The sequence below is a fragment of the Nocardia sp. NPDC003482 genome, assembly GCF_053588115.1.
On sequence record NZ_JBSFPI010000003.1, the window covers coordinates 267,479 to 286,713 of the forward strand.

The following is a 19,235-nucleotide window of genomic DNA, read 5'->3' on the forward strand; positions in this document are numbered from 1 at the left end:
CGTGTCGGCTCAGGGTACGACATGCTGTTGGCATGGCGTCAATACCGGCCTCGCGCGGTCTCCGGCCCTCGGGCTGCGGGACGAGCTAAGTCAGTGTGGTCACCTTCAGTTCGCCGTTCCCGTAGCTCGCCCGTAGCCGCTTCTTGTCGAACTTGCCGACGCTGGTCTTGGGGATCTCGTCGATGAACGTCCAGTGCTCGGGCAGCTGCCATTTGGCGAACTTGTCGGCCAGGAACTCGCGCAGTTCGTGCGGTTCGGCCGTGGCGCCCTCCTTGAGGACGATGGCGACCAGCGGGCGCTCGTCCCACTTCTCGTCCGGCACGCCGATGACCGACGCCTCGGCCACGGCCGGGTGACCCATGACGGCGTTCTCCAGATCCACCGACGAGATCCATTCGCCGCCGGACTTGATCACGTCCTTGGACCGGTCGACCAGGGTGAGGAAGCCGTTGGGGCTGATCTTGCCGACGTCGCCGGTGCGCAGCCAGCCGTCGTCGAACTTCGCCGGATCGACCACCGGGCCGTCGGGCGAGTAGTAGGACCCGGTGATCCACGGCCCGCGCACCTCGAGCTCGCCGAGCGACTCGCCGTCGTTGGGGACCACGCTGCCGTCGTCGGCCACCAGCCGCGCCCGCACCGAGGCGGGGAAGCGGCCCTGGCTGACGCGGTACTCCCACTCCTCGTCGCCCTCGGCGTCCCGAGGCGGATGCGCGACGCTGCCCAGCGGGGAGGTCTCGGTCATGCCCCAGGCGTGCAGCAGGCGCACCCCGTGCTTCTGCTCGAAGGCCCGCATCATCGACGGGGGCAGCGCCGAGCCGCCGACCACCACGGTCCGCAGGTGCGAGATGTCCTGCGGATTGGCCTCGAGCCCGGCCAGCACGCCGCCCCAGATGGTCGGCACCGCGGCGGCGAAGGTCGGCTTGACCTGCGCCATCATCTGCAACAACGGGCCTGGCTGGAGGAAGCGGTCGGGCATCAGCACATGCGCGCCCGACATCATCGCGGCGTAGGGCAGACCCCAGGCGTTGGCGTGGAACAGCGGGACGATGGCCAGCACGGTGTCGCGCTCGCTGAAGCCCATCCCGCTCGGCGAGATCACCTGCATGGCGTGCAGCCAGTTCGAACGATGGGAGTAGACAACGCCTTTCGGGTCGCCGGTGGTGCCGGAGGTGTAGCACATTCCGGCCGGGGCGTGCTCGTCGATCACCGGGAAGTCGTACTCGGCGGGCTGGGCCGCGAGCAGTTCGTCGTAGGCGTGCACGGTCACCCCCTGGGGCGCCTGCAAAGCGGCGACGTCGCCGTTGACCACGATCACGTGGCGCACGGTTTTCATACTGGGCAGGTACTGCCCGAACAGCGGCAGCAGCGAGCCGTCGACCAGGACCACCTGATCCTCGGCATGGTTGGCCACGTAGACCAGCTGCTCGGGGAACAACCGGATGTTGAGCGCGTGCAGCACCGCGCCCATCGCGGGCACGGCCGCGTAGACGACCATGTGCTCGTTGTTGTTCCACATGAAGGTGCCGACCCGGTCACCCTCGCCGATTCCCAGACCCCGCAGCGCGTGTGCCAGCCGGGCCGATTGCTCGCCCAGTTCCCGATAGGTCATGGTGCGCAGCCCGTCGCCCGTCCACGTCGAGACGGTGCTGTCGCCCTGGAATGTCGCCGCATACCGGAGCAGCGTCGCCAACGACAGCTGCTCGTCCTGCATCGTGCTCCACATGTGTACCGCTACTCCTTAACCGGTGAACTGAGTCACACATGCGCGAGGATAGCGGAATCCGTTACCGCTGGTGGCACGTACCAAGGGGATGGCCGATCGCACGCGACGAGCCGCTGCTCGCCGCGTGCGATCGCCTCCGTCCCGGGGCGCACCCGCCTGCGACGACACCCCCTGCGGCACCGCCGAAGGCCCCAAAAGCGCACCGGGACAGGCTTTTTCGAGAAATGGTTGGTGCGCAATACTAGTGGGTAACCGGAAGGGTTGTCCACCCGGCGGCGAACACCGGTGTTCGCCGCCGATTAGCCACGAGCGCCGCCTAGAGTGCGAGAGGGAATCTCGTGGAAGGACCGCCATGCCCGTCGAACGCCTGCTGCCCACCCCCGAAGCCCGCGATCTGCTGGACCTGACCCGCGAGATCGCCGACAAGGTGCTCGAACCGTATGCCGCCGAGTACGAGCGCGCCGAGCGCTACCCGGCCGAGGCGTTCCGGGCGCTCGGGGCCGCGGGTCTGCTGAGCCTGCCGTACCCGGAGGAGTTCGGCGGCGGCGATCAGCCCTACGAGGTGTACCTCCAGGTGCTCGAGGAGCTGGCCGCGCGCTGGGCGGCGGTCGCGGTGGCGGTCAGCGTGCACAGCCTGTCGTGCCATCCGCTGTTCGTGTTCGGTTCCGACGAGCAGAAGCGGCGCTGGCTGCCGGACATGCTGGGGGGCGGCACGATCGGCGCGTACAGCCTGTCCGAACCGCACGCCGGCTCGGACGCCGCCGCGCTGCGCTGCCGGGCCGTGGCCGTCGACGGCGGGTACCGCGTCACCGGCTCCAAGGCGTGGATCACCAACGGCGGCAAGGCCGATTACTACACGCTGTTCGCCCGCACCGGCGAGGGCTCGCGCGGGGTGTCGTGCCTGCTCGTGCCCGCCGACACCGAGGGCCTGTCGTTCGGCAAGCCGGAGGAGAAGATGGGCCTGCGCGCGGTGCCGACCACGACCGCCGCCTACGACGACGCCTTCGTCCCTGGCGACCGCCTCATCGGCGAACCGGGACAAGGACTTTCGATCGCTTTCAGCGCCCTGGACTCCGGCCGCCTCGGCATCGCGGCCATCGCGACCGGACTGGCCCAGCGCGCCCTCGACGACGCCGTCGCCTACGCCCGCGAGCGCGAGGCGTTCGGCAAGCACATCATCGACCATCAGGGCCTGGGTTTCGTGCTGGCCGATATGGCCGCGGCCGTGGACTCCGCGCGCGCGACCTACCTCGACGCCGCCCGCCGCCGCGACGCCGGTCTGCCCTATTCGCGGCAGGCCAGCGTCGCCAAACTCGTCGCCACCGACGCCGCCATGAAGGTCACCACCGATGCCGTGCAGGTCTTCGGCGGATACGGCTACACCCAGGACTTCCCCGTCGAGCGGTACATGCGCGAGGCCAAGGTCATGCAGATCTTCGAGGGCACCAACCAGATTCAGCGCCTGGTGATCGCGCGCGGGCTCGCGGGCTGAAAACTGGCCGGAAATATCGATCGAGTGTCCGCTGTTCCCTTCGTCCGCCGAGGTGAGCGACCTACTCTTTCCGGTATGAGTGAGTCACCGTCCATTCTGATCATCGGCGCCGGATTCGCGGGCCTCGGCCTGGCGCTGGAGTTGCGCCGCGCCGGGATCGAGAGCTTCACGATTCTGGAGAAGGCCGACGATCTGGGCGGGGTGTGGCGGGAGAACACCTACCCCGGCGCGGCGTGCGACGTGCCCTCACCGCTGTACTCGTGGTCGTTCGCGCCGAAATCCGATTGGCCCCGGCGCTTTTCGCAGCAGCGGGATATTCATTCCTATATGCGCGGCGTCGCGGAGAAGTACCGACTGCCGGAGAAGATCCGCTTCGGCACCGAAGTCACCGACGCGGAGTTCGACGAGCGACGCGGGGTGTGGCAGGTGCGCACGGGCGACGGGACGATACTGACGGCCGACGTCCTCGTCTCCGCGGTCGGCCAGCTGTCGCGCCCGGCGCTGCCGAACATTCCGGGGTTGGACACCTTCGCCGGGGAGTCGTTCCACTCGGCGGAGTGGAATCACGATGTCGATCTGACCGGAAAGCGGGTGGCGTGCATCGGCACGGGAGCCAGTGCGATCCAATACATTCCGGAGATTCAACCGGTCGTCGGGCATCTGACGCTGTTCCAGCGCTCGGCGGCGTGGGTGCTGCCGAAGTGGGACACGGTGTACAGCCCCCTGCATCACGCGCTGTTCAAGTACTTTCCGCCGTCGCGGTTGGCCGAACGGTTTTTGATCTGGTCGACGTTCGAATTCCTGGCATTGGCGCTGACGGATGTGCCGGCCATCAAGTACCCGGTCATCGCACTGGCCGACCGGCACCGCGCGAAGCAGGTCCCCGATGAGACGTTGCGCCGCAAGCTGACTCCCGACTACGCGGCGGGTTGCAAGCGTGGGCTGTTCTCCAACGACTACTTCCCCGCCCTGGCCCAGCCGAATGTCACGGTGGAGACGACGGCCATCACCGAGGTGACTCCCCGCGGCATCCGCACCGCCGACGGCGTCGAACACGAGGCCGACGTCATCATCTTCGGCACGGGCTTCAAGGGCACGGAGTTCCTGGCCCCCATGAACATCTACGGCTCCGGCGGCCGCAAACTCTCCGACGAGTGGTCCCCCGAAGGCGCCCGCGCCTACCTGGGCATATCCGTCCCCGGCTTCCCCAACCTGTTCCTCATGTACGGCCCGAACACCAACGTCGGCGCGGGTTCCATCATCTACATGCTCGAATCCCAGGCCCGCTACATCCGCCAGGCCGTCCGCCACCTCGGTTCCGATGGCCGCCCGCTCTCCGCCCGCCCCGAGGTGGAACAGTCCTGGGACGACTGGCTCCAGAACCGCCTGAAGAACACCCCCTGGAACTTCTGCTCCAGCTGGTACCGCAACGCCTCCGGCCGAATCACCAACAACTGGCCGGGGGCGACGGTCCTGTTCCGTTGGAAGACAAGACGTTTCGCCCCCTCCGACTACGAGACGACCCCTCCCCCCACATCCTGACCCACCCACCCCACCCCTACGATGCGACCGATCGGGGGCCTAGCAGGTAAACTCCGGCCAAGGCCCAGCCTCCGTAGCTCAGGGGATAGAGCAACCCTCTCCTAAAGGGTAGGTCGCAGGTTCGATTCCTGCCGGGGGCACCGAGGTGCGATGCCGTTTCCGCAGTTCAGCGCGTCCACCTACCCCGGACATCGCCTCCGGATCGCCAACGAAACCACGCCGGTCGAACAGTCGAGCGGGTACAAGTTTCCAGAAACCAGGTAAATGGGATTCTCCCGAATCTCATTCTCCTGTCGATCAATCCTGCTACCGTCAGAACGCCTGACAGTGCACATTGATTGATACCTTCCGGGGGACGAGGTAACCCGATGCCACTAATCGCGGTTCTGATAGTCGCAGCGCTGATCCTGCTGGCGGTCCAGTGGGCCGCCGCGAACTGGCTACCGATCGCAGCGGTGATTGCCATTGCGCTCGGTACGTGGGGTCTCGTCTTGCTGGTCCGGCACCTACGCATGAAGCGGTATTTCGCCAGCGAAGAATTCTCGGCCCATAAGGCCGCGGTCGCCTCGTTCGTCGCCGAGCACAATGAACTCGCACAGTACGTCGGCGAGATCCGCGATCGAGGCACATTCGCGATCGGTGGGTCGTCGAGTGGGGCGCGGGCGCATTTGGCGACCTTTCAGAACACCAGTCGGCACAAGTATCGGCGCGACCGAAACGTCGCCACCTATCAGACGCCGTTCGTGCACAACTGCTCATTGCAGGTCGCCCGCAATGCCAGCGCCGACCCGATCAAATACGTGATGAAGTACTTCAATATCAAGGCCACGGAGACCGATTTGGCCGACGTCGAGGGCCTGGGCGACGGCATCACCCGTCTGGAAGATGCCATTACCAATCTCGCACAGCGTGAAGCTACCATCACCCAGTCGATCAACCCGCCCCGGTTCATCATGAAACACTACGCGGACAAATTCATGGAGCATGTCGGGGTCGAATTGTCACCTATCACGGTGCCCTATCCGGTTTACGTGTTCGAGTACGTCAGCGCCGGGGGAAACAGCTCACAGCGCACGACCGTGACGCTCAACCGCGAAACGATCGACGCGATGATCGAGACGATGTCGGAGAGAATCAAATTCCGTAAGAGCGTGGCGGGTCAGCGGGCGCTGATGACCTCGGCACTGCGAACCATGATCAAGGAGCGAGATCGCTACGCCTGTCGATACTGCTCCGTCTCACTTGCCGACGAGCCGCACCTCCTGCTCGAGGTGGACCACATCACACCCGTATCCAAAGGCGGCCTGACCACCCCCGACAACCTCCAGACCCTGTGCTGGCGATGCAACCGGACCAAATCGAACAAGGTCGTCGCCAACTGATCTCACCCGTCCCGAGTGAAGCCGGACCCCGAAACTCCCTGGTTCGCTGAATACATCCCAGCAGCCGGTTCAGGAGTATTCGTGGCCCCCAGCACCCCGCGCGGAGTCCTCGTCCCCCTCGCGCTCGCCCAGTTCATCTGTAGCTTCGCCGGGTCGAACATGAACGTGATGATCAACGACATCGTCGACGATCTGCATACGACGGTGTCCGGCGTGCAGGCCGTGATCACCATATTCCTGCTGGTCATGGCCGCGTTGATGATTCCGGGTGGGAAGCTGGGGGATCGGTATGGGCGGAAGCGGTGCTTCCGGGCCGGGATGGCGATCTACGGGGTCGGCGCGCTGCTCAGCGCCGCGGCGCCGGGGCTCGGCGTGCTGATCATCGGGAACTCGATTCTCGAGGGAGTGGGTACGGCGTTGCTGATTCCACCGGTCTACATCCTGACCACCCTGTTGTTCACCGAGAATGTCTCTCGGGCAAGAGCTTTCGGGGTGATCATGGCCATGGGCGGGATCGGGGCGGCGGCCGGGCCGTTGATCGGCGGCCTGATCACCACCGCGCTGAGTTGGCGAGCCGCGTTCCTGTTCCAGGCTCTCGTCGTGGTGACGATCGCCGTGCTGGGCCGCCGCATCGAGGACCCACTGCCGCCGGACCCGAACCGCCCCTTCGACACCACCGGGGCCGTGTTGTCGGCGACCGGGCTGGCTCTGCTGGTTCTCGGAATACAGTTCGCCGACAACGACATTCGCTCGGCACTCATCCTGGCGGGCCTCGGCGTCGCCGTGCTGGGATGCTTCTGGCTCGCCATCCGCGCCTCCGAGCGGGCGGGCCGCGAACCGCTCATCGAGAGCGGCATGTTCACCCAGCGGACCGCCAACCTCGGCCTGGTCACGCAGCTCACGCAGTGGCTGATCCTGATGGGCACCTCGTTCGTGGTCGCGACGTATTTGCAGGTCGTGCGGGGTTACAGCGCCGTGCAGACCGGCTTGATCTTCACCGCGGCCACCCTGGGCCTGCTCGTCTCCTCGCTCGCCGCCGCCCGTTTCGCACGCCGGCGTTCGCCGCGCTTCCTGATCCGAACCGGCTTCCTCGTCACCCTCGTCGGCGTCGCCCTCCTTATCGCCCTGACCGGCACTTCCCCGAATCCGTGGGCCCTCACCCCGGGCCTGCTGCTCATCGGCCTCGGACTGGGGGTCATGCTCACCCCGTCGGTCACCGTGGTCCAGTCCGGTTTCGGCGAGGACAAGCAGGGCGAGATCTCCGGATTGTCGCGCAGCGCATCGAATCTCGGCTCCGCGTTGGGCACCGCCGTCGCGGGCACCATCCTCGTCGCCGACCTCACCACCCACGCCTACGCCACCGCGATGACCTGCCTCGCGGCCGTCGGAGCGGTCGGCTTCATCGCCGCGTCGTTCCTCCCTCCGGGCCGCGATTCGGCGGCTGGACCCACATCGCGCGCGGGCACCCACCGGTGAACTGTCGAATTCACCGATCGTTCGGCCGCCCGACCGCGACCACCGGGCATCGAAACAATTCATCGAAACCCTGTCCGAAATTCCCGCCCCACAATTCCCCCGCCGGTTTTGCCCCACAACGACCATTCCCAAAATTTCCCCCCATCCGGAACCACCCCAGCTCCGAAGACTCAATGACACGGCCACCCCTCGGTGCCCGAGTCCCACAACTGCCGGTCCACAGACCAGGCAGTATTCCACCTACACGAGGAGAACCCATGCACAACGTGCAGTTTGTCGGTCTGGTCAGCGATCTGCTCGGTCCGGTGAAGAACCTCGTTTCCGGGCTGCTCGAGCTGCTTCTCTGAGCATCTGTTTTTCGGACGACGATGTCGCGCACGGGGGCGGGCAGCCGCTGCCGTGTGCGGCGCGGCGGGTACCGAATTCTAGGGAGTAGGACGATGGTCGAATTGGTGGCGCGGCTGGTCGTGGGCGGATATTTGATCGCCCGGTCGGTGGGTGTGTTGCGCTCGGTGCCGGTGTGGCGGCAGGTCTGGCTGGCGGTGGCGCAGCTCGTGCCCGTTCGGCTGGTCGGGCCGGTCGCGACGTTCGTGCCGATCGCCGAGTTGATCACCGGAATCACGGTGGTGCTGGGCGCGTTTCGCGCGGTCGCGGTGCCCGCGGCCGCCGCGCTGCTCGCCCTCTCCACCGCGGCGTTCGCCGTCGCGCACGCGCGCGGGCTCGTGCTCGCCGCGGGTCGGCTGTCGCGGCTGCGGCCGCTGACCTCTCGTTACGCCGTGCTGCGCAACGCGCTGTTCGTCGTCGCGCTGGTGGCGACGGTCGGGCGGGGTGGCGATTTCGCGACCCTGGCCCGATTCGATTCGCTGACACAGGCGGTCACGGTGCTGGCCGTGCTGGGAGCCGTGAGCGTCCTGATCGTGATGTCCCGTCGCGCTCGGCGGGAACGGCTTCCGGCCGAACTCGTGAGCGCCTGAGCGAGAAGGAATGGCAATGCTCTCCCGACGCAATATGTTCCGATTCTCCGGTGCGGCCGCGGTCGCGGCGGTGGCGGTCGCCGTATTCCCGGAATTCGCCAATGCCGAACCGGCCCAAGAGCTGGTGTACCGCGAGACGGCGAAACCGTACGGAAAGGGTAAATATGGCTACAGAACCGGCACTTATCAGCGCGAAAAGAAGCGCTGACCCGCCGTGTGAACCCGCCGTCCGCCCGCGTCGCCGAGGCGCGGGCATCACCCTGATCGGCGATTTCACCCACGCCGACGGCTACGCGCGCACGCACGAATACCTGGCCCGGGGAATGCACCGGGCCGGTTTTCGTATCGACGTGGCGCCGCTGCGCGCGGACGACCGCGACCATTCGGCCGAGTTCCGCCGGATGGTCGCGGCCTCCTCCGCCCGGGTCGACGGACCGGTCCTCTACAGCGGCTGTCCCGGCCGCCCCGAGGTCGACACCCTCCTCGGCACCGACCTGTTCATCCGGGCCACCTGCGACAGTTCGCGCATCCCGTCGCACTGGATCGCCCCGCTGAACCGGGCCCGCGCGATCATCGTCCCCAGCCCGTACGTGGCCGAGGTCTTCCGTTCCTGCGGCGTCACCCCGCCGATCCACATCGTGCCCAGCGGCGTCGACCCGCGGTTCTGCTCGCCCTGTGATCGCTCGGGCCGAAAGACGTTGACCACGTTGATGATCGGCATGATGGAGTCCCGCACCGACAACTACCGCCAGGGCATCGAGGCGTGGCAGGAGGCGTTCGACGACGATCCGGACGCCCGCCTGGTCGTCAAGTCCTGGCAGGGCTGGCCGGACTGCCACACCGCCGCCGACCCCCGCATCCACATCGAGACGTTGTCCGGTCCCGCTCGCACCTCCCCCAACTGGTACGACGAGGCCGACGTCCTGCTCGCGCTGGGAAACGAGGGCTGCGGCACCTCCGTGCTGGAGGGGATGGCGGCCGGACTCCCGGTGATCGCCCTCGCCGCCGAGGGGCAGGCCGACATCTGCCGCGCGGCCGCCGACGCGATCCTGCCGGTTCCGCCCGTCACCTGGCGGCCGTACGAACACCCCTACGGTGAGCCCGAGCACGGCGTCGTCGGGGTTCCGGAGGTCGACGACATCGCCGCGCGGCTCCGCTGGGTCGCCGACAATCGGCGCGCGGCAAACGAACTCGGTAGCAGGGCCGCGGCGTGGACGCGGCGGCATCGCGACATCTGGAACTGCGCACCCGAGGTTCTCACGGTGATCGCCGAACACACCCACCACAAGCGTTTCCCGTTCCGCGACCGCACCCTACCGCCCTCCGCGCCGCCACTCGTCATTAAAACCTCTCCGCGCCAGGAGATCCCACAAGTCGGTGCTCCGCCGCTGTGGACCTACCGCCCATCCGAACCGACCCCGCTCGGCCTCGTCACCCTCTGGTCACCGGATATCGACCATTGGGCCCGTCCCTACGCCGAGGACAAGCAAACCTATTGCGAGCGACACGGTTTCGCGTTCTACGGCTACACCGACGTCTTCACCACCGACCGCGCCCCGCACTGGTCCAAGATCCCGGCGGTCGAACGGCACCTGCGCGAGCACGAGTGGCTCTACTGGATCGACGCCGACGCGGTCATCACGAATTTCGACTTCGATCTGCGCGCGCTGTGCGACGACGCCTACGACCTGATCGTCACCCACGACGAACTCGGGTTGAACTCCGGCAGCTTCCTCATCCGCAACAACGAGGTCACGGGCGAACTCCTGCGCCTGGCCTGGAAACAGGATGTGACCGCGCTGTTCTACGAGCAGACGGCCATGACCCGGGCCATCGCGCTGCTCCCCCGCCTGCGGGTGAAGGTGCTGGAAAAGCGCACGATGAACAGCTTCTGGAACGAACACCGCCCGGGCGACTTCATCATGCACGCCGCGGGCCAGCCCACCGACGTGAAGATTGCGCTGCTCAACGCCTTCCGCGATCACGCGCTGGGTTGCTGACCCCGTCGAAAACCAAACACCCCGCCTCGGCCAGCGAGGCGGGGTGTTCTCGTTCACCGGCCCTACCGCCGGAACCAGCGGCCTTTCGTCCCGACCAGGAAGCGCTCGCGCGGCGCGAAGCACCACGCCCACATCCGGCTGAGCACCGCGACGGCGAGACAGCACAGCAGAACCGCCAGATACCCTGTCATGGAGTCGGTTTCGAGCGGACGCCGAGCACCGGTCCGTACCGGATCGCCGGTCACCGTTCCGATATCCGTGGCGGACACGTACTTCCGCTCGTCCACGGCCACCGGAAGGGGATCGGTAACCGAATCATTCTGCGGCGCCGCTGTTTTCGAAGGCACGGGAGCGGCCAGCCGTGGACCGGACAGGTCGTGCGCGGCCGCCGTCAACCAGTCCGTCACGAACTGCGTCGCGGACCGCCCACCCGCGATCCCGAGCACATAGGACCCGTGCAGCCGCCCGGTATCCAGATAATGCGCCCAGATCGCCGGATCCGCGGTACCGGCCGCCTCGTCCAGCAGCTGCCCCACTGTATCGAACAGCTGCGTGAACAGGCGAAACGGCGGCCGGTCCGGCGCCGGACGATGCACGGCCGTGACGATCTTCTCCGCGAGCCGCCGCAACCCGTCGAGCGGATCGGCGGCCGCCAGCACATACGCGACCTCGTCCGGCTTCAACACCGCCCCGGTGAGCGCGACGACGGTGTTGAGCGCCCGGGTCGCGAGTTTCAACAGCGCGCCGCGCGCCTCCGCCTCCTTGGGCTCGGCGCGCGGATCCGACATCTCGGCGAGCCGCCGACTGAGCGGCTTCTGCGGCGAAAGCGCCAGCGTCCCCAGCGAATACCCGGTCAGATCGTGATCGGCGACCTGCACGGCCGTCTTGGCGGCCGTACTCGCCAACGCGTCCGCGATCGACGCGAGCGTCGCCAGCGGATCGGCCGGGTCGAGATCGGCCTGCCCCGCGATATTGACCGCCATCCGCAACATGGGCAGATCGGGCGGCGCGTCGCAGGCGAGATCCCCCGGCAGGCACATCGAGGCCACCCGGCCGTCGAGCGCGCCGAAATCCGCGACGATGTCCTGATCGGGCCCGATGCCGCCGCCCGGCAGCGCGGGCTGCGGAAACGCTTGCACCCGTTGCACTTCCGTCCCCGATGTGCCCGGCGCCGGGGCCGGGGCGTGCCGCGCGGGAGCGCCCGGGAACAGCGGCGCACCGGGTTGGCGGGTCGGATCGGCGATCAGGGCCACGGCCGCGACCCGGTCGGCCGGAATCCGCCCGCGTCCCCGGCCGATCTCCCGGGCGAAGATCGAAACCACATGCGCGCCTTGCGAATACCCGACCAGCGCCAGTTCGCTGTGCGGGCACTCGCTCGTCACCGCCGTCGCCATCTGCCGCAAGGCGTCCAGACCACCGGTCACCGACATCGAATAGGGCACCGGCCCGCCCGGCACCGCTCCGCCGAAGGCCGCCGCGTAGGGCACGTAGGCGCGGCCGACCAGATCGCGCGCCGCGGTCACGACCGGTTCGAGCACGGTGCCCAGCATTCCCGAATCCGCGGCGACGGGTGCGTCGGGAGTCGACTGCCCGGTGCCCTGCACCGCGAGCACGTACAGCCCCGGACAGTTCTGGAGCGGAAGGGAGATCGGGGTGGGCTCGGCGCGTGCCAGGGTGGGCACGGCACCGAGAGAGACCGCCGCCAGCGCGACGGCAAATCCTTTACGCATTCTGCTCCGCCCCTGGGATGGATTCGGTCGCGAGATATTCGGAGCATTCCTCTGTCCCGGATGGAACGAATTCCGTCCGGTCGTGTTTGCTCGGGTTACGGAACCAGTATCGAAACGACCGAATCCAGTAACAATCCGACAAGTCGCCCGACGACGCTGAACAGCATTCGAATCTCCTCCTGCGCGAATTGGTCAGGGACGGAAATTTCCGGCCGATACTACATTCGAAGCCCGGCCGGGTTCCGGATGGGTGCTCGCGTGTCTGGCGGACCCGGCCACCGCTCGGTATGTTGCACCCATGTCGCGTCGACGTTGGGGCCGTTGGGTTCTCGGCCCGTGCGTCGTCGCGCTGACCGCCACCGGCTGTATCGGCGCGGTCGACCGGGCCGACTTCGAGCAGGTGGTGCGGGCGCGCGGCGGCGGCCTGGTCGCCGCGCTCCCCGCCGGGGCGGTCACCGCGCTCGCCGACCGGCTCGGGGTCGCCGATCCGGAGGCCACCGTCATCCTGCTGACCGCGCCGGAGTCGGAGCGATTCGAGATCGCCATGATCGACCAGCCCGCGCACGTCACCCGCTTCCTCGGCGACGGCGCCGGACTCGCGAGCCGGAACACGACGGCGCGCTTGCGGATTCGCGATCCGCGCCGGTCCGACCAACTCGACGACTACACCTACACGCTCGGCGCCCTCGGCGAGCCCACCCCCGTGCGCGTGTACGCGGGCGATCTGACCGACACGGCCTTCGCGATCGGGGAGGTGTCGGCGCTGACGCGACTCGAGGAACTCGTCGACACCTCCGTCACCCGCAGCGGTCTCGAGCGAGCGTCCGCATCGGCGGTACTCGTCCACCGATCCGGCGCGAACGTCCTCGTCACCGTGAACGTCACCGCGCCCCGCGGCGCGGCGATCGCCCAATTCGACGCCACCGGAACCTTTCTCCGATCGCAACGGATCTAGCCGTGCTGCCGAAACTCGCCGGACTGGTTTTCGGAATAACGATGTTCACCCTCCTGCTGTCCGTGATCTGGCCCGCCGAAGCCGAATTCACCGCCCCCCTCTTCTGCTCACCCCCCTACCACGACCCCATGGTCGTCTCCGACACCTTCCACGACTCCGAAGGCACCTCCACCAATTTCACCCTCTACTGCGTCGGCCCCCGAGGCGAATTCACCGACGAGGGTTTCCTCCTCCCCTGGCTCACCCTGGTCGCCGCCCACACCACCCTCGCCACCCTGATCGTTCTCCTCGTCACCGCCCTGCGCCGCCGCACCGACGAGGTCCCGCGAGACACCGGCCATATCGGCACCGAGCTATAGCCGACGCGGCTCGAAAGCCGATGCGCGCATTCGGGATCCGATCACCGACCTGGCAGAGTGAGGGCCGTGTGGGTTCGATGGATCATCGCGGCGGGTGCGCTCAGTGTGCTCGGCGCGCACGCCGGACTCCGAATGCTCTCGCGCGGAAGGCGTTTCACGGTAGCGACCGCGCCCCCGGCCCCTACCGTCATCGTGCCAGGGGCCAAGGTCGCGCCCGACGGATCACCCCTGCCATACCTCCGCGGCCGCCTGGACGCCGCGATCCACCTGGTCCGGGCAGCAAAGGCCGACACAATCCTCATCTCCGGCGACGCCGCAGGCGAATCCGGAAACGAGATCGCCGCCATGCGCACCTACCTCCTCACCCACGGCATACCCCCAACCACAATCCGATCCGACGGCGAGGGTCTGACCACCCGAGCCACCTGCCAGCGAGCCAGAAAACTCTTCGACATAACCGAAGCGATCATCGTCACCCAACCCCAACACCTCCCCCGAGCCATAGCCCTGGCCCGCCACGCGGGCATAGACGCCCACGGCGTAGCCGCCCCCTGTGACTGCCGCCGAGAAACCCTCATCCGCAACACCCTCCGCGAATGGCTGGCCGCCCCCAAAGCCATCCTGACCATGGCATACACCAGCCGCTGACCCCTATCAGCCCCGTATCAGCCCCCCAGCCGACAGTTCTCCCCATGACCACCCCAGCAATCGCAGCCGCCGCCCTGCGAAAGTCCTACGGCGACAAGAAGGTCCTCGACGGTATCGACCTGACCATCGAGGAAGGCCGGATCTTCTCCCTCCTCGGCCCCAACGGCGCGGGCAAGACCACCACCGTCAACGTCCTCACCACCCTGCTGAAGGCCGACAGCGGCACCGCCCGCGTGGCCGGCCACGACATCGCCGCCGAACCGGGAGCCGTGCGCGCCGCCATCGGCGTCACCGGCCAGTTCGCCGCCGTCGACGACCTGCTCACCGGCGCCGAGAACCTCCAGCTCATGGCCGACCTGCACCGCCTGAAGGGCAAGGCCGCCAAGCAAACCGTCGCCGAACTCCTGGACCGGTTCGAGCTCACCGAGGCCGCGGGTAAACGCGCCGCCACCTACTCCGGCGGGATGCGCCGCAAACTCGACCTGGCCATGACCCTGGTGACCAAGCCGCGCATCATCTTCCTGGACGAGCCGACCACCGGACTGGATCCGCGCAGCCGCCGCACCATGTGGGAGATCGTGCGGGAGTTGACCTCCGAGGGCGTGACGATCTTCCTCACCACCCAATATCTGGAGGAGGCCGATCAGCTCGCCGACCGGATCGCCGTGCTCGACCAGGGCCGCATCGTGGCCGAGGGCACCGCGGACGAGCTCAAGCGCAGGGTGCCGGGCAGCCACATCCAGCTGCGGTTCGCCCAGGCGAGCGATCTGGAGGTCGCCGCCCGCGTCCTGCCGGACGCCACCCGCGACGACGAATCCCTGACCCTGCGCGTGCCCGGCAACGGCGGCACGAAAACCCTTCGAGCCCTGCTGGATCGGCTCGCCGAGCACTCCCTCGAGGCCGACGAGGTCGCCATCCACACCCCCGATCTCGACGACGTCTTCCTTTCCCTGACCGGTCACGCCACCACGGAGGCCAACGCACAATGAGCACCCTCACCGCACCCTTCGCCGATTCCTCGATCATGTTGCGCCGCAACTTCAAACACATCGCGCGCAGCCCCGTCACCATCTTCAACGCCGCGCTCATGCCGGTGGTGATGATGCTGATCTTCGTGTACGTCTTCGGCAGCGCCTTCGACGTCGGCGGCGACTACATCGACTACGCCACACCGGGTTTGATCCTGCTGGCCATCAGTTACGGGCTGTCGGGCACCGCGGTCTCGGTTAGCGGCGATATGGCCAAGGGCATCATCAACCGGTTCAAGGTCATGGACGTCTCCCGCGGGGCCGTGCTGACCGGGCATGTGGTCGCCACCATCCTCACCAACGCGGTCGCCATCGCGGCCGTGCTGGCGGTGGCGTTCGCGCTCGGATTCCGTTCGCCCGCAACAGCTCTGGAATGGCTCGGCGCGATCGGTGTCATGGCCGCCACCTCGGTCGCGGCCTCCTGGCTCACCGTCGCGCTGGGCATGGCCGCCAAGACGCCGGAATCCGCGGGCATGTCCGTGGTGCCGCTGATCATGCTGCCCTTCGTGAGCAGCGCGATCGTGCCCGCCGAGAAGATGGGGCAGGGCGTGCGGCAGTTCGCGCAGTACCAGCCCTTCACGCCGATCATCGAGTCCCTGCGCGGCTTCCTCACCGGCCATCCCTCCGGCGGCTACACCGCCGCGGCGCTGGCCTGGTGCGCGGGCATCGGCATCATCGGATTCCTCTGGTCGCGAGCCACTTTCAGCAAGCGAGCGTAGCGGCGACCAGCTCCGCCGGACTCTCCTTCGCACCCGCCCTGGCCGCCTCGGTGAACGCCGCTTCACCGAGGCGGCTTCGTGCCGTCCGCTCGATGCGGCCCGCGTCGGGGATGAACCGTTCCGGCAGGCCGCGGGCCGTCTCGCTCGCGCCGAGCAGCCGCGCGGCCAGCTCGGGCCGGTCGAGGCGCAGCGCCAGATCCGCGACCCCGACCAGCACCTGCGCGACCAGCGGCCCGTACCCCGTTTCGTCGGCGGCCCGGAACGCCGCGGCCCGATGCTCGCGCGCCTCGGCCACGGTCTCGGCGAGATAGCCGAGCAGGGTATGTCGCACGGCAACGACGTACAGTTGCCGCGCGTCGTCGCCCAGCGCGGCGGTCGCGGCATCGAGCTGGCGACGCGCCTCCGCGGTGTCCCCGCGCCACCGGGCCCATTCGGCCTTCGTCAGCGCGAGTTCGGCCAGGGCGTTCGCCCACGCGGAGCGGCTCGCGAACCGATCCGCCTCGGCCATGGCCGCGGCGCTGGCCCGCTCGTCCCCCAGCAGCCAGTACAGCTGGGCCTGCCGCGCCCGCATCAGGAAGACGTCCTCGATCGCGCCGATCTCGGTGACGACCGCGACCGCCTGCTCCAGAGATGTTGCCGCCCTGGCGAATTCGCCGCGGGTGGCCATCCGGTTCGCCAGTTCGGTCAACGCGAACGAGATCCCCCAGCGTTCACCGACGGCCCGGAACTCCGCGAGCGCGGTCTCCAGATACTCGTCGGCCGCGCGCCCCTCGTGCCCGAGCGCGATGCGCGCCTTTCCCAATTGCAGCCGGGCCAGCGCGCGCACCCACGGATCGTCGTGGGCGAGCAGCGGCTCGAACGCGGTGAGGAACGCGTCTCCGCCCCGCAACATGCGTTCCATCGCTTCCACGAAGCCCAGCAGCGGGTAGCCGCCGCGGGCGCGGCGACCGTATTCGTGCGCCTGGTGGATGCGATCGGCGATCTGGTGTTCGTCGTTCGGCCCGGAACTCAGGAAGTGCACGATCAGACCGGCCACCCGCGCCCGGATATCGTCGTCCACCTCGCCCGCGAGATCCGCTGCGGCGGTGAGGAATTCCATGCCCTCGGCCTTGTGCCCGCTGAGCCACCAGTACCAGCCCGCGGCGGCCGCGAGCGCCATCGCCCCGGCCGCGTCCGCCGCCGCGAGCGCGCCCCGCATGGCGGCGGCGATATTGTCGTGCTCGGCCTCGAGGACGGCCAGCCACTCCAGCTGGTCGGCGCGGCGCAGATGCGGTTCGGCGGTCTCGGAGAGTTCGGCGAAGTACGAAAGATGCGCTCGCCGTGCGCTTTCCGCTTCCCCCGATTCGGTCAGCCGGTCCCGGGCGTACTGTGCGATGGTGCCGAGCATCCGGTAGCGCGGCTCGCTGTCGCCGGTGGTGACCAGCAGCGACTTCTCCGTCAGCGCGGTCAGCAGCTCGAGCACCTCCCACGACTCGACCGTCTCGGTCGCGCAAACTTGTTCGGCCGCTTCGAGATTCGCGCCTCCGGCGAAGATGGCGAGTCTGCTCAGCACGGTGCGCTCGGCGTCGCTGAGCAGTTCCCAGCTCCAGTCGACCACCGCGCGCAGCGTCCGGTGTTGCGGGATGGCGGTGCGGCTGCCGCCGGTGAGCAGGCGGAAGCGGTCGTCGAGGCGATGGGCGAGCTGGTCGAGCGACATGGTGCGCAGCCGGGCCGCGGCCAGTTCGATGGCGAGCGGAATGCCGTCCAGCGCGCGGCAGATCCGGACCATGGTGGTCAGGGTGGCGGCGTCGGTGCCGAGGTCCTGGCGCACCGCGCCCGCGCGGTCGCGCAACAGCGTGACGGCCGCGGCGGATTCGATCTCGTCGGGGGTGGCGTCGGGCGCGGGCAGCGTCAGCGGCTCGACCTGCCACAGCGCCTCGCCGGTGACGCCGAGCGGTTCGCGGCTGGTGGCGAGGATCCGCAGCCGTGGGCATTCGCCGAGCACGCGGTGTGCGAAGGTGGCCGCGGCCTCGATGACGTGCTCGCAATTGTCCAGCACCAGCAGCGTTTCCCGGTCCCGGATCGCGGCGACGAGGCGGTCCATCGGCTCCGCGTCGGGCGCCCCGCCGAGCAGCGCGTCACGGAGACCGAAGGCGGCCAGGGCCGCCTGCGCCACATCGCCGTCCGCGCCGACCGACGCCAACTCCACCAACCAGGCCCCGTCGGGAAGATCGTCGAGCAGGGTGCGCGCGGTCTCCAGGGCCAGCCGGGTCTTGCCCGAGCCGCCGGGCCCGGTGAGGGTGGTGAGCCGATGCCAGGCGAGGAGTTCGCGCACGGCCGCGATATCGGCGTGTTTGCCGACGTAGCGGGTCAATTCGGCCCGGATGTTGGTGCGCCGGTCGTTCTCCTGCGCGCCGACCTCCCCGCGCAGCAGCGCGACGTGCAGATCCGACAGCTCCGGCGAGGGGTCCACGCCGAGGGTGTCGGCGAGCACCTCGCGGGCGCGCTGATACACCAGCAACGCCTCCGACCCGCGTCCCGCGGCGCCCAGCGCGCGCATGAGCGCGCCGATCAGCCGCTCCCGCACCGGGTTTCGGGCCACCAGTTCGGTCAGCTCGGCCACCAGCCCCGCCCCGCGCCCGAGCCGGATCTCCGCCTCGACCCGATCCTCCAGCGCCGCCAGGCGCAGACCCTCGAGCCGGGTGACGACGGCCTCGAACGCCTCGCTGTCGGGCACGTCGACGTCCTGCATCGGCGTGCCGCGCCACAGCTCGAGCGCCTCGCCCAGCACCCGGGCGCGATGCTGGTCGCCGCCCTCGCGCGCCTGCTCGAGCAGCCGCTCGAACCGCACCGCGTCCACATCCCGCGGCGACACCGCCAGTCGGTATCCGCCCGCCTGCCCGTCCAGCGTCCCGTCCGGCAGCACCCGGCGCAGCCGCGACACCAGCGCCTGCAACGCGTTCGCCGCGTCCGCGGGCGGCCGCTCACCCCAGATCCAGTCCACCAGAGCCGTTTTCGACACCACCCGCCCCGGTTCGAGCGCGAGGGCGACCAACAACGCCCGCAGCCGAGCCCCCGGAACCTCCACCGGCCCGTCGTCCGACCGGACCTCGAGCGGTCCCAGCATCCCGATCTGCACCGGACCATTCTGCCGAATGGGATGAACAGGGAGAACGAGTGGCCGGACCCAGCACCGAACGGGACCACCAGGACGTCAGCCCCGCTGTC

The 19,235-nt window shown here is 68.5% G+C and carries 15 protein-coding genes and 1 tRNA gene; 13 read left to right on the forward strand and 3 right to left on the reverse strand.

Annotation, left to right across the window (positions count from 1 at the left end):
• Positions 1 to 85: 85 nt before the first annotated feature.
• Positions 86 to 1,723, reverse strand: coding sequence for a long-chain fatty acid--CoA ligase (locus ACWDSJ_RS06555; RefSeq protein WP_450029725.1), 1,638 nt, complete (start codon positions 1,721 to 1,723; stop codon positions 86 to 88).
• A gap of 352 nt (positions 1,724 to 2,075) precedes the next feature.
• Here ACWDSJ_RS06555 and ACWDSJ_RS06560 point away from each other — a divergent pair, with 352 nt between their 5' ends.
• From ACWDSJ_RS06560 to ACWDSJ_RS06595, 8 genes are all read left to right on the forward strand, one after another.
• Positions 2,076 to 3,215, forward strand: a complete 1,140-nt coding sequence (locus ACWDSJ_RS06560) for an acyl-CoA dehydrogenase family protein (protein ID WP_450029727.1) — start codon at positions 2,076 to 2,078, stop codon at positions 3,213 to 3,215.
• 75 nt (positions 3,216 to 3,290) lie between these two features.
• On the forward strand, positions 3,291 to 4,757 hold the full coding sequence (locus tag ACWDSJ_RS06565) for a flavin-containing monooxygenase (protein ID WP_450029729.1): 1,467 nt from the start codon (positions 3,291 to 3,293) through the stop codon (positions 4,755 to 4,757).
• A gap of 67 nt (positions 4,758 to 4,824) precedes the next feature.
• Positions 4,825 to 4,897: transfer RNA gene (locus ACWDSJ_RS06570), tRNA-Arg, on the forward strand.
• 228 nt (positions 4,898 to 5,125) lie between these two features.
• Complete coding sequence (locus ACWDSJ_RS06575) at positions 5,126 to 6,139, forward strand: HNH endonuclease (RefSeq protein ID WP_450029731.1); 1,014 nt, start codon at positions 5,126 to 5,128, stop codon at positions 6,137 to 6,139.
• Between the two features lie 81 nt (positions 6,140 to 6,220).
• The gene (locus ACWDSJ_RS06580; protein ID WP_450029732.1) at positions 6,221 to 7,615 is read left to right on the forward strand and encodes an MFS transporter; all 1,395 of its coding nucleotides are present in this window, start codon (positions 6,221 to 6,223) and stop codon (positions 7,613 to 7,615) included.
• Between the two features lie 440 nt (positions 7,616 to 8,055).
• Positions 8,056 to 8,589, forward strand: coding sequence for a MauE/DoxX family redox-associated membrane protein (locus ACWDSJ_RS06585; protein WP_450029733.1), 534 nt, complete (start codon positions 8,056 to 8,058; stop codon positions 8,587 to 8,589).
• A 10-nt stretch (positions 8,590 to 8,599) separates the two neighbouring features.
• Positions 8,600 to 8,797, forward strand: coding sequence for a hypothetical protein (locus tag ACWDSJ_RS06590; RefSeq protein WP_450029734.1), 198 nt, complete (start codon positions 8,600 to 8,602; stop codon positions 8,795 to 8,797).
• The gene (locus ACWDSJ_RS06595) at positions 8,754 to 10,589 is read left to right on the forward strand and encodes a glycosyltransferase (RefSeq protein WP_450029736.1); all 1,836 of its coding nucleotides are present in this window, start codon (positions 8,754 to 8,756) and stop codon (positions 10,587 to 10,589) included. Before ACWDSJ_RS06590 ends, ACWDSJ_RS06595 begins: the two co-directional genes overlap by 44 nt.
• A gap of 62 nt (positions 10,590 to 10,651) precedes the next feature.
• Here ACWDSJ_RS06595 and ACWDSJ_RS06600 read toward each other — a convergent pair whose 3' ends face one another.
• On the reverse strand, positions 10,652 to 12,319 hold the full coding sequence (locus tag ACWDSJ_RS06600) for a cutinase family protein (RefSeq protein ID WP_450029738.1): 1,668 nt from the start codon (positions 12,317 to 12,319) through the stop codon (positions 10,652 to 10,654).
• 298 nt (positions 12,320 to 12,617) lie between these two features.
• On the opposite strand from ACWDSJ_RS06600, the gene ACWDSJ_RS06605 reads away from it, so the two are divergent.
• From ACWDSJ_RS06605 to ACWDSJ_RS06625, 5 genes are all read left to right on the forward strand, one after another.
• Positions 12,618 to 13,274, forward strand: a complete 657-nt coding sequence (locus ACWDSJ_RS06605; protein ID WP_450029740.1) for a hypothetical protein — start codon at positions 12,618 to 12,620, stop codon at positions 13,272 to 13,274.
• Between the two features lie 2 nt (positions 13,275 to 13,276).
• Positions 13,277 to 13,633, forward strand: a complete 357-nt coding sequence (locus ACWDSJ_RS06610; protein WP_450029742.1) for a hypothetical protein — start codon at positions 13,277 to 13,279, stop codon at positions 13,631 to 13,633.
• Positions 13,634 to 13,699: 66 nt separating this feature from the next.
• Positions 13,700 to 14,281 carry a SanA/YdcF family protein gene (locus ACWDSJ_RS06615; RefSeq protein ID WP_450029744.1) on the forward strand — a complete coding sequence of 194 codons (582 nt, stop codon included), beginning with the start codon at positions 13,700 to 13,702 and terminating at the stop codon, positions 14,279 to 14,281.
• Between the two features lie 44 nt (positions 14,282 to 14,325).
• Positions 14,326 to 15,270 (forward strand): ATP-binding cassette domain-containing protein, encoded by a 945-nt coding sequence (locus ACWDSJ_RS06620; RefSeq protein WP_450029746.1) that lies wholly within the window; start codon positions 14,326 to 14,328, stop codon positions 15,268 to 15,270.
• Entirely contained in the window at positions 15,267 to 16,028 is a 762-nt protein-coding gene (locus ACWDSJ_RS06625) for an ABC transporter permease (protein WP_450029748.1), read from the forward strand. The genes ACWDSJ_RS06620 and ACWDSJ_RS06625 overlap by 4 nt, the downstream gene beginning before the upstream one ends.
• Here ACWDSJ_RS06625 and ACWDSJ_RS06630 read toward each other — a convergent pair.
• Complete coding sequence (locus tag ACWDSJ_RS06630) at positions 16,012 to 19,146, reverse strand: BTAD domain-containing putative transcriptional regulator (RefSeq protein WP_450029750.1); 3,135 nt, start codon at positions 19,144 to 19,146, stop codon at positions 16,012 to 16,014. The genes ACWDSJ_RS06625 and ACWDSJ_RS06630 overlap by 17 nt on opposite strands.
• Positions 19,147 to 19,235: the final 89 nt, after the last annotated feature.